At 66.9% G+C, this 10,740-nt stretch carries 9 protein-coding genes and 1 riboswitch; of the genes, 4 read left to right on the top strand and 5 right to left on the bottom strand.

Annotated features, from left to right (window positions below; translation table 11 throughout):
- Position 1: 1 nt before the first annotated feature.
- Positions 2 to 769, top strand: coding sequence for a cobalamin-binding protein (locus ACODS9_RS14165; RefSeq protein ID WP_489094101.1), 768 nt, complete (start codon positions 2 to 4; stop codon positions 767 to 769).
- On the opposite strand, the gene ACODS9_RS14160 is transcribed toward ACODS9_RS14165, so the two are convergent.
- The 4 genes from ACODS9_RS14160 to ACODS9_RS14145 all read right to left on the bottom strand — a co-directional run bounded on the left by ACODS9_RS14160 (position 747) and on the right by ACODS9_RS14145 (position 5,828).
- Positions 747 to 2,600 (bottom strand): TonB-dependent receptor domain-containing protein, encoded by a 1,854-nt coding sequence (locus tag ACODS9_RS14160; RefSeq protein WP_489094100.1) that lies wholly within the window; start codon positions 2,598 to 2,600, stop codon positions 747 to 749. The genes ACODS9_RS14165 and ACODS9_RS14160 overlap by 23 nt on opposite strands.
- Before the next feature lie 71 nt (positions 2,601 to 2,671).
- Complete coding sequence (dxs, locus tag ACODS9_RS14155) at positions 2,672 to 4,567, bottom strand: 1-deoxy-D-xylulose-5-phosphate synthase (protein ID WP_094012305.1); 1,896 nt, start codon at positions 4,565 to 4,567, stop codon at positions 2,672 to 2,674.
- Between the two features lie 134 nt (positions 4,568 to 4,701).
- Positions 4,702 to 5,589 (bottom strand): (2E,6E)-farnesyl diphosphate synthase, encoded by an 888-nt coding sequence (gene ispA, locus ACODS9_RS14150; RefSeq protein ID WP_401109702.1) that lies wholly within the window; start codon positions 5,587 to 5,589, stop codon positions 4,702 to 4,704.
- Positions 5,586 to 5,828, bottom strand: coding sequence for an exodeoxyribonuclease VII small subunit (locus tag ACODS9_RS14145; RefSeq protein ID WP_011531978.1), 243 nt, complete (start codon positions 5,826 to 5,828; stop codon positions 5,586 to 5,588). The genes ispA and ACODS9_RS14145 overlap by 4 nt, the downstream gene beginning before the upstream one ends.
- A 216-nt stretch (positions 5,829 to 6,044) precedes the next feature.
- Here ACODS9_RS14145 and ACODS9_RS14140 point away from each other — a divergent pair, with 216 nt between their 5' ends.
- From ACODS9_RS14140 to ACODS9_RS14130, 3 genes are read left to right on the top strand one after another with little or no spacing between them, the layout of a single operon-like run.
- On the top strand, positions 6,045 to 7,460 hold the full coding sequence (locus tag ACODS9_RS14140) for an MBOAT family O-acyltransferase (protein WP_489094099.1): 1,416 nt from the start codon (positions 6,045 to 6,047) through the stop codon (positions 7,458 to 7,460).
- Positions 7,447 to 8,610, top strand: a complete 1,164-nt coding sequence (locus ACODS9_RS14135) for an SGNH/GDSL hydrolase family protein (protein ID WP_489094098.1) — start codon at positions 7,447 to 7,449, stop codon at positions 8,608 to 8,610. The genes ACODS9_RS14140 and ACODS9_RS14135 overlap by 14 nt, the downstream gene beginning before the upstream one ends.
- A gap of 1 nt (position 8,611) precedes the next feature.
- On the top strand, positions 8,612 to 9,805 hold the full coding sequence (locus tag ACODS9_RS14130; protein ID WP_489094097.1) for an SGNH/GDSL hydrolase family protein: 1,194 nt from the start codon (positions 8,612 to 8,614) through the stop codon (positions 9,803 to 9,805).
- Between the two features lie 51 nt (positions 9,806 to 9,856).
- On the opposite strand, the gene ribB is transcribed toward ACODS9_RS14130, so the two are convergent.
- Positions 9,857 to 10,507 (bottom strand): 3,4-dihydroxy-2-butanone-4-phosphate synthase, encoded by a 651-nt coding sequence (gene ribB, locus ACODS9_RS14125; protein WP_401109713.1) that lies wholly within the window; start codon positions 10,505 to 10,507, stop codon positions 9,857 to 9,859.
- An 80-nt stretch (positions 10,508 to 10,587) separates the two neighbouring features.
- A riboswitch (FMN riboswitch) is annotated at positions 10,588 to 10,729 on the bottom strand.
- Positions 10,730 to 10,740 lie beyond the last annotated feature (11 nt).

Raw genomic sequence — 10,740 nt, 5'->3', positions numbered from 1 at the left:
TTTGGCCGAGGCACAGCAGCGGGTGGTCAGCCTGGCGCCATCGATGACCGAGATCGTTCTGGAACTGGACGCCGGCGAGTTGCTGGTCGGTGTGCTCGATGGTGGCGAGCGCCCGCCGGCGCTGGCCCGGTTGCCTTCCGTCGGCCGCCATGGCCAGCTCGACATGGAGCGTCTGTTAAGCCTCGAGCCCGACCTCTTGCTGCTGTGGCCCGGCAGCGTGCCTCCGGCCCAGCGCGACCAGCTCAGGCGCCTGGGCATCGCCACGTTCAGCGGCGAGCCTGGCAACCTCGACCAGTTGATCGACCAGATCGAAGCCATCGCCCAACGTATTGGCCGTGACCGGCAAGGCCGCGCCTATGCCGCCAGCCTGCGTGGGCGGTTGCAGGGGCTGCGCGACCGCTACCGGCGTGAGGCGCCGCTACGGGTGTTCTACCAGGTCTGGGACAAGCCGCTGTACACCTTGGGTGGCCGCCAGGTGGTCAGCGACGCCTTGCGCGTGTGCGGGGCGCGCAATGTGTTCGACGACCTGGCCCAGCCCGCCCCGCAGGTCAGCGTGGAGTCGGTGCTGCTGCGCGACCCCGAGGTGATCCTGGCGGGCGATGAGGCGCAACTGGCCAGTTGGCGCAACTGGCCGCGGCTGAGCGCGGTGAAGGGCGAGCGTTTGCTGGTGGTGCCGGACAAAGGCCTGGAGCGGCCCAGCGGGCAGATGATCGAGGCAACTGCTCGACTGTGTGCGTTGCTCGATGCTAGAGCGCCGGTGTCCAGGTAAGGCTCAACAGCCAGGTGCGGCCTTCTTCGCGGTAACCGTAGTCATTGCCCTGGTAGTTGTAGAGGTTGCGGCTGTAACGCTTGTCCAGCAGGTTGTCGAGCTTCAAGTCAAGCCTCAGCTCGCGAGTGGCAGCCCAGCCACCGCGAACGCCCAGCAGCCCGTAACCGCCGATGGGGGCGTTGTTGGTTTCGTCGTTGTAGCTGCTGCTCACGGCCTGCCAGCTGGCGCCAACATTGAAGCTGTCGAATTGACGGTCGACATCCAGGCTCAGCGTACGCCGCGCGCGCCGGGACAGCGTGTGGCCACTCTTCCGGTCACGCGGGTCGATCAATGCCAGGCCCAACGTCGATGTCCAGGCCCCCCATTGCTGGTCCAGCGCCATCTCGAAGCCGTTGATACGGGCCTGGGCAACGTTGCCCATGGTATTGGCATCTGCGTCGTAGCTGATGGCGTCTCGCAAGTCGGTGCGATAGAGCGAGGTTTCCAGGCGGCTGCTGTCGGTCAGTTGGCTGCGCCATTGCACCTCATAGGATTTCGAGTGCTCCGGCTTGAGATCGGGGTTGCTGAAGCCGGGGTAGTACAGGTCGTTGAACGTGGGGGCGCGGAACCCCTCGCTGTAGGAAAACAGCAAGTCATTACGGGCGTTCAATGGCAGGGTCAGGCTGCCGCTCCAGGTGGTCTGGCCGCCGAACTGCTGGTTCTCGTCGTGGCGTACGCCCAGTTCGGCCGAGAAGTGCTCGTTGTGGAAGCGATGCTGGGCGAACACTGCGCGGTTCCAGCGGCTGTCCTCATTGAAATCGGTACTCGAATGCACCCGGTCCTCGTACCACTCGCCACCCAGTAGCACGCTGTTGTCGTCATCGATGGTCAGATCGTTCTGCCAGGTGACTTGGTCGCGGTAGGTGTTGAACGGCGAGCTTTGGTGAGTGAGCTTGTCGCGGCTGTCGTCGCGGTTCTCGCTGTGGGCCATCTCCAGTCGGGAATGCCACAGATCGGTAAGTTGGGCATCGAAGTAACTGCCCAGGCTGCTGACGGCGAAGTTCGAGTAGGGCACTTGCGGGTTGCTACCACGAGGTTCGTCGAACTCACGACGCCCACGGCTGTCGAGCAGGTTCAGGCCCGCTTCGAAGCGCTCGTTGAAGGTGTGGCTCAAGCTCAGGTTCAGCGAGCGGTTGCGATAAACATCATGGTCGCCATCGCTGGCATACGACGGCCCGGTCGAATCAATGCCGGCCGTCTCGTCCAGGCTGGCGCCGAGGTTGAAGCGGGTGGCGCCATCGCCACCGGACAGGCCCAGGCTGCGCTGCCAGGTCTGGTTGCTGCCGGCCGCCAGGCGCAGGCGCGGTTGCAGGCCCTGGCCCTCGCCACGCCGGGTGAAGATCTGGATCACCCCGCCGATGGCGTCGCTGCCGTATACCGCCGAGCGCGAGCCGCGCAGCACTTCCACGCGTTCGATCTGGTCGATGCCGAGAAACTGCAGGCCGCTGTCGCCGGAGGTGGCGTTGGCGATGCGCACGCCATCAACCAGCACCAGGGTCTGGGCGGCCTTGGTGCCGCGCACGAAGATGCCCGGCAGGCTGCCGCGACCGCCGGTGGGCGCGACCTGCACGCCGGGCACGCGGGCGAGCAGATCGGTGACGCTGCTGGGTTGCAGGCGGTCGATGTCGGCACGGGTGAACACGGTATTGGCCGCACTGGTGGCGGTACGCGACTCGACCTGGCGACTGGCGCTGATCAGCACGTCGGGGAGCTTCAGGGCGTCATCGCGAGAGGGTTCGGCGGCCAGGGCGGCGGCGGGGAGGCAGAGCAGGGGGAGGGCGCGGATCTTCATGGGGCAGTTCCATTGCGATCACGGGGCAAGTCGCATCGGCGCACCGCCGCGACTTGCCCCGCGATATGGCCTTACAGGCCGAGCTTGGCCATTCGGGCTTTGACGGAGGCTTCGATCCCAGCCACATCCAGCCCGCACTCGGCCAGCATCTGCGCAGGCTTGGCATGCTCGACATAGATATCCGGCAGCCCCAGGTGCAGCAGCGGCTTGACCACCGCTTCGCGGGCGAGGAACTCGCCCACCGCTGCGCCGGCGCCACCCATGATGGCATTCTCTTCGATGGTCACCAGCAACTCATGGTTGGCGGCCATTTCCAGCACCAGCGCCTCGTCCAGAGGCTTGACGAAACGCATGTCGACCACGGTGGCATCGATCTGCTCGGCCACCTGCAGGGCTTCTGCCAGCTGTACGCCGAACACCAGCAGGGCGACCTTGCCACCCTGGCGGCGGACCACGCCCTTGCCGATTTCCAGCGGCTCCAGGTCGCCGCTGATCGGCGCGTTGGGGCCGGTGCCGCGTGGATAACGCACGGCGGCCGGGCCCTTGTAGTGGTGGCCGGTGCTGAGCATCTTGCGCAGCTCGTTCTCGTCGCTCGGGGTCATCACCAGCATGCCGGGGATGCAGCGCAGGTAGGACAGGTCGTAGGCACCGGCGTGGGTCGGGCCGTCCTCGCCGACCAGGCCGGCGCGGTCGATGGCGAACAGCACATCGAGGTCCTGCACCGCCACGTCGTGGATCAGCTGGTCATAGGCGCGTTGCAGGAAGGTCGAGTAGATCGCCACCACCGGCTTGGCACCCTCGCAGGCCATGCCCGCGGCCAGGGTGACCGCATGCTGCTCGGCGATGGCGACGTCGAAGTAGCGCTCCGGGTAGCGTTCGCTGAAGTCGATCAGGTCCGAGCCTTCCTTCATCGCCGGGGTGATGCCCACCAGGCGATTGTCGGCGGCGGCCATGTCGCACAGCCACTGGCCGAACACCGAGGCGTATTTCGGGCCGCTGGCTTTCTTCGGCGCGACCGGCTTGTCGGCCGGCTCCAGCTTGGTGATGGCGTGGTAGCCGATCGGGTCGACCTCGGCCGGGGCGAAGCCCTTGCCCTTCTTGGTCACCACGTGGAGGAACTGCGGGCCCTTGAGGTCGCGCATGTTGCGCAGGGTGGCGATCAGGGTCGGCAGGTCGTGGCCGTCGATCGGGCCGATGTAGTTCCAGCCCAGCTCCTCGAACAGCGTGCCCGGCACCAGCATGCCCTTGGCGTACTCTTCGGTGCGGCGGGCGATTTCCCAGGCACCGGGCAGGCGCGACAGCACTTTCTTGCTGCCTTCGCGCATGCTCGCGTAGGTGCGGCTGGAGAGGATCTTGGCCAGGTAGTTGGACAGGCCGCCGACATTGCGCGAAATCGACATGTCGTTGTCGTTGAGGATCACCAGCATGTCGGCGTTGACTTCCTGGGCGTGGTTCAGCGCCTCGAAGGCCATGCCGGCGGTCAGCGCGCCGTCGCCGATCACAGCGATCGACTTGCGCGGGTCGTTCTGCAGGCGAGCGGCGATGGCCATGCCCAGCGCGGCGCTGATCGAGGTGCTGGAGTGGCCGACGCCGAAGGTGTCGTACTCGCTCTCGCTGCGGCGCGGGAAGGCGGCGATGCCGTCCTTCTGGCGCAGGCTGAGCATGCGCTCGCGCCGGCCGGTGAGGATCTTGTGCGGGTAGGCCTGGTGGCCGACGTCCCACACCAGCCGGTCATCCGGGGTGTCGAAGACGTAGTGCAGGGCGATCGTCAGCTCGATGACGCCCAGGCCCGCACCAAAATGCCCACCGGTCTGCCCGACGGTGTAGAGCAGGTCCTGGCGCAGCTCGTCGGCCAGGGTCTCCAGGTCGGCTTCGGCCAGCCGGCGCAGGCCGGCGGGCGTGTCGGCGCGGTCCAGCAACGGCGTGACCGGGCGTTCGCGGGGGATCTCTTGAAACGTCGTGGGCATCAGGCGAGTCGTTATAGGTGTGAAGACGCGGCAGTTTACCCCATTGTAGGAAAAGCTGCCCATTCAGTCGGGTGTGGCCAAGGTGTCGTTGATCAACGTGGGAGCGGCGGTGCGCCAATGCTCCCACGAGTGCCTCAGTGGCGGCGCTCGACGATGTAGCGGGCCAGCGCCCGCAGTGGCTCGGCATTGTCGCCAAAGCCTGCCAGCGCGGCCAGCGCCTGGTCGCGCAGCTCCAGGGCATAGGCCTTGGCCGTCTCCAGCCCGAGTAGCGCCGGGTAGGTCGGCTTGTCGCGGGCGATATCGGCGCCCTGGCGCTTGCCCAGGGTGGCGGTGTCGCTCTCCACGTCGAGGATATCGTCCTGCACCTGGAACGCCAGGCCGATGGCCTGTGCATAAGTCTGCAGCGCATCGAGCTGGACCTGCCCGGCGCGGGCGCTGGCCAGGGCGCCGAGACGCACGCTGGCTTCGATCAGTGCGCCGGTCTTGTGCCGGTGCATGTACTCCAGGGCTTTCTGGTCGAGCTTCAGGCCCACCGAGCCGAGATCGATGGCCTGGCCGCCGACCATGCCCGCGGGGCCGGCCGCCTTGGCCAGGGCCTGGACCATCTGCAGGCGGATGGCGTCTGGCTGCGGGCTCAGGCGCGGGTCGAGCAAGGCGTTGAAGGCCAGGCTTTGCAAGCCGTCGCCGGCGAGGATCGCGCAGGCTTCGTCGAAGGCCTTGTGGGTGGTCGGCTGGCCGCGGCGCAGGTCGTCGTCGTCCATGGCCGGCAGGTCGTCGTGCACCAGCGAATAGGCGTGGATCAGCTCCACTGCGCAGGCAGCGCCGTTGGCCTGCTCCGCCGGCACACCGAAGGCCTCGCAGGCGGCGTAGGCCAGCAGCGGGCGCACGCGCTTGCCGCCGTTCATCACGCTGTAGCGCATGGCCGCGTAGAGGCGCTCGAGCTCCTTGGAGGGGGCTTGGAACAAGGGTTCCAGGGCCGCGTCGACCCGGGCCTGGGCGCTTGCCTGGTACTGGGCGATCATGCCTCGGGCTCCGCGTCGAACGGTTGCGCGGCCAGCTCGCCGTCACGCTCCAGCAGGATCTGCACCTTCTGCTCGGCCTGGGCCAGGGCGCCCTGGCAATCGCGGGTCAGGGCGATGCCTTGCTCGAAGGCAGCCAGCGACTCTTCCAGCGACAGTTCGCCGTTCTCCAGGCGCTCGACCAGGGCTTGCAGGTCGGCGAGGGATTGTTCGAAATCGATGGAGGCTTTTTTGCGGGCCATGGCGACAGTCTCGGTGGTGTCCAGAACGGCGCGACACTAGCAGAGCGGGGCAGGGGGAGCAAATTGCAGGGGGAGTTCGTCGCATTTTGTTGCACTTGTCCCCAGCGGCCCGTCTTGCAATCTGCGGAGCAATCGAATTGTGGGGGTGGCGGCCCTCTGCCATAATCCGCGCGCTCTGGCCCGCGGGCCAGCGGCTTCCCTCCCCGACGTCATGTAATGGACTACGTTGTGAGCTTCCTCTCGATCGAATTCGGCCTCTGTTTCACGCTGTTCTTCCTGCTTTATTGGAGCCTGTGCTGGAGTGTCCGGCTGCAGAACCTGTTGCTGCTGACGGCCAGCTATGGCCTGGTGGCCAGTTTCAGCCTGCAGTCGCTTTACATCCTGCTGGGCTACAGCGTGCTGGTATACCTGCTCGGCCTGCTGGCGGGGCGCTACCCTGGGCGCTGGTTCAGCCGCGTGCTGCTGTTGACGCTGGTGCTGGGCTGTTTCTACCTGTTCAAGTACCAGGCGTTCTTCGTCGAAGGCGCGCAGGCCGCGCTGGCCACCGCCGGGTTCGACGTGGCGCTGCCGCTGCTGGAAGTGCTGGTGCCGATCGGGCTGTCGTTCTACACCTTCCATTCGGTCAGCTACCTGGTGTCGATCAACCGGCGCGAGCTGACGCCGTCGGCGCCGCTGGACCTGGCCTTGTACCTGGCGTTCTTCCCCAGCCTGGTGGCCGGGCCGGTCAACCGCGCCCTGCACATGCTGCCGCAGATCCGCCCGCCAGCCATGCGCCAGGTGCTGGAGCCGCAGCGGGCACTGGGGTTGATCGCGATGGCGGTGGTCAAGCTGTTCTTCCTCAGTGCCTGGCTGGGCAGCGAGTGGGTGGACCCGGTATTCGACACCCCGGGCAGCGCCACCCCCGAGCAGGTGCTGCTGAGCGTGTATGGCTACAGCCTGCTGATCTACTTCAACTTCAGCGGCTACACCAACCTGGTCACCGGCATCGCCCTGTTGCTGGGGTTCCGCCTGCCGGACAACTTCGACGCGCCATATGCCGCGCACAACCTCAAGGAATTCTGGGGGCGCTGGCATATCAGCCTGTCGCGCTTCATCCGCGACTACGTCTATATCCCCCTGGGCGGAAACCGCCAGGGCGTATGGCGCGGCAACCTGAACATGCTGCTGGCGATGCTGGTGTCCGGGCTATGGCACGGGGCGAGCGTGAACTTCATCATCTGGGGCGCGCTGCACGGCGTGGGCCTGGCCATCTCCAAGCTGTTCAGCCAGTGGTGCCCGGGGTTCGCCCGCCTGCCGGGATCGGACTTGCTGGCGCGATTGATGACCTTCCACTACGTGGCCTTCGCCTGGATCTTCTTCCGCAGCCCGACGCTGGAGGGCGCGCTGGAGATGCTCGGCGACATCGCCCAACTGAGCCTGGCGGGCCTGAACAGTGCCACGGGCCTGATGCTGCTGGCCTGCGTGCTGTTCGTGGCCAGTTATCCACAATGGCTGGCGCTGCTGCGCCAGAGCGGCACGGCCTTCCAGCGCCTGCCGTGGCAGCTGTACCCGATCCCGCTCGGAGTCGGCGTGTCGTTGGTGATTTTCGCTTCGCAGTCGGGCGTGCCGGGGTTCATCTATGCAAGCTTCTGATAGCAAACAGCTGTTCCAGGTGCAGATGGGCGCCGCCCGTGGCCTGTACGCGATTGTGGTCACCACCGCGCTGTTGTTCTGGCTGAACCAGGACTCGATCAAGCTCTACTGCCAGCAGAAGTACCACCAGAGCTGCGAAGTCCCGCTGCTGGGCCAGATGCCGGCCTGGCGCACGGGCGCGCAACTGACGGCACTGCTCGAGGCGCGCCGCGACGACCTGCTCGAGCGCCTGCAGCCAGCGCCGCAGGTGGTCGAAGCGCCGCTGCCCGAGGTGCTGCCCGCGCCGATACCGGTGGTCACGGTCGACCTGCAGACCCCGGCGGCACTGGCCAAGCCGCTGCCGCACGGTGCGGCGCACACGCCGGCGCCTGTTCACGTGCCCGCGCCCGTCGCTGTAACCCAGCCCGTCGCGGCAGTGCCGGCGGCAGCGCCAATGCCAGCGGCACCTCCGGCGCCAGTCCCGGCGCCGGCATTGCTGCAACCGGGCACCGTGGCCTCCCTGGCCGCCGGTGACGAGGTGTTCCTGGTCGGCGATTCGCTGATGCAGGGCGTTGCCCCGCACCTGGCCAACAGCTTGCGCAAGCGCTACCAGATCCGCACCGTCAACCTCAGCAAGCAGAGCACCGGCCTTGCCTACCCGGGCTTCTTCAACTGGCCGAAGACCGTGGCCGAGACCCTCGACCACGAACCGAACGTGCGCCTGATGGTGGTGTTCCTCGGCCCCAACGACCCGTGGGACATGCCCCAGGGCAAAGGCAAGCCGTTTCTGCGCTTCAAGTCGCCGGAATGGGAGGTGGCCTATCGCGCGCAGATCGATTCGATCCTCGAGCAGGCCCGCTCGCATAACGTGCAGGTTATCTGGGTCGGGCCGCCGAACATGGAGAAGGCGCGGCTGTCCACCGCCATGGGCTACCTCAGCGGGCTATATCAGGAGCAGACCGCGCTGTACGGCCAGCACTACGTGTCGGCCAACCCGATCCTCGGCTATGCCGACGCCAGCTTCTCGTACACGGTGCAGACCGCGCAGGGCAAGCGGGTCAAGGTGCGGGTCGATGACGGCATTCATTTCACCATCACAGGCCAGAAGATGATCGCCGAACAGGTACTGTCGCTGATCAGCTTCCCTGGCCTGACCGTAACAGGACATTGAGATGCGCCAATGGCATCACCTGCTGGGCCTGGCCCTGCTGATCAGCGCCGCGCCGGGTTGCAGTACCGGCGCCAATAGCGTGAGCGCCCAGCCCGCGGCGCGGCCTGCCGCCGCGCCCATCACTCGCCAGGACGGTAACGTCGCCCTGCTCGCGAGCAAGCTGCGCAATGCCGGGCGTGCCCCGGTCGGCATCGTCCAGCTGGGTGACTCGCATACCGCCGCCGACCTGTTCAGCGGCGAACTGCGCAAGTTGTTACAGGCGCGCTACGGCGATGGCGGCATCGGTCTGGTGCCGGCCTCGCCAGTGCCGGGGATCCGCAACGACCGGGTGATCATCAAGAGCGAGAAGCGCCAGTGGGAGCTGGTGTCGGCGCGCAACCAGCAGAGCCAGCAGTTTCCCCTGGGTGGCTACCTGTCGCTGCCGCAGGCCAACCGCTCCAGCGTGATGCTGCAGGCGCGTGACGAGGACCGCCAGCGCTACAAGGTCTCGGCGCTGTACCAGTCCAGCGGGACTGCCAGCCTGCTGGTCAATGGCGGCCAGCGTCGGGTGTTGCCGGCCAGCAATGGCCAGTGGCGCTTCAGCCCGGCGTTCGCCAATGTCGGCCTGCCGGTGCAACTGACGGTGGAAGGTGGCCGTGGCGTCGCTTTGGGTGGCTGGTATCTGCAGGGGCAGAAGAATGCCGGGGTGACCTATTCGACGCTGGGCATCAATGGCGCGCGCCTGGAGGTGGTGGACAAGTGGCAGGTGGGTTGGCGCGACAGCCTCAAGGCCGTGCGGCCGGACCTGGTGATCCTGGCCTACGGCACCAATGAGGCGTTCGACGACAAGCTCGACCTGGCGCTGTACCAGGCGCAGCTCGAGGCGACCCTCACGGGCTTGCGCAAGGACCTGCCGCAGACGGCGATCCTGCTGGTCGGCCCGCCGGACTCGATCAAGCAGCGCAAGGCGCGCAGTTGCGCGGCGCGCCAGCCGCAACCGCTGGCCTCGGTCATTCGTATCCAGAAGCAGATGGCGCGCAAGCACAAGGCGCTGTTCTGGGATTGGCAGGGGTTCATGGGCGGGCCGTGCTCGATCGCCGGCTGGCAGGCGCAGGGGCTGGCGCGGCCTGATCTTGTCCATCTGACAGCCGATGGCTATCGCAAGAGTGCGGCGGGCTTGTATGAGTTTCTGAAGGGGCCGTTGGGGTTGCGTTGAGGGCGGGGTAAGCCCGCTCCCACGCTGATCGGGAGCGGGCTTGCCCAGGTATCAGGCCGGCTCGGCCTCGAGTTCCACCATCGCCTCGCGATAGCGCGCCAGCTCCTCGATGGTCAGCACTGGCAGGTTGTACTGCCGCGCATACACCGCCACCTGTTCGCCGCGGGCCATGCTGCCATCGGGGTTCATCAGTTCGCACAGCACCGCCGCCGGGCGTAGGCCGGCCAGGCGAGCCAGGTCCACCGAGCCTTCGGTGTGGCCGCGACGGGTCAGCACGCCGCCGTCACGGGCGCGCAGCGGGAATACATGGCCGGGGCTGACGATGTGGCGTTGTTGCGCGGTGGAGCGCAGCGCGGCCTCGATGGTGGTGATGCGGTCCTGCGCCGATACGCCGGTGCTGACGCCCTCGGCGGCTTCGATGGTGACGGTGAAGCCGGTGCCGTGGCGGGCCTGGTTGTTCTGCACCATCGGCGCCAGCTGCAGGGCGTCGACGGTGGCTTCGTCCAGGCACAGGCAGACGATGCCACTGCAGTCGCGGATCATCATGGCCATGGTCTGCAGCGACAGGTTCTCGGCGGCGGCGACGATGTCGGCTTCGTCCTCGCGGTCGTCGTCGTCGAGCAGCAGCACGGGGCGCCCGGCCTGGAAGGCGGCGATGGCGGCGCTGACGTTGGGGAATTGCTTGTTAAGCGTGGTGGACATGAAACGCTCCTCGTGAATGATCGATGAACGTCTCGGGGCGAACAAAATGCGCGCGCAAGGGCGCCTGGACGGCCCCTGCCAAACGCCTTCTTTCATCCGGACTATGACCGTCGGCCCTGGAATCTCACCAGATCTGCTGACCCCCGGCATGGCCGGGGCGCTCGCGGGCTCATCTTTCGATTTACCGCCGGTGGGGACTTTCACCCCGCCCTGAAGACCGGGCAAGCATACCC

It is taken from the genome of Pseudomonas sp. FG36, assembly GCF_057809275.1.
Note: the sequence above shows the minus strand (reverse complement) of the source record. Positions and strands in the feature narration are given on the sequence as shown.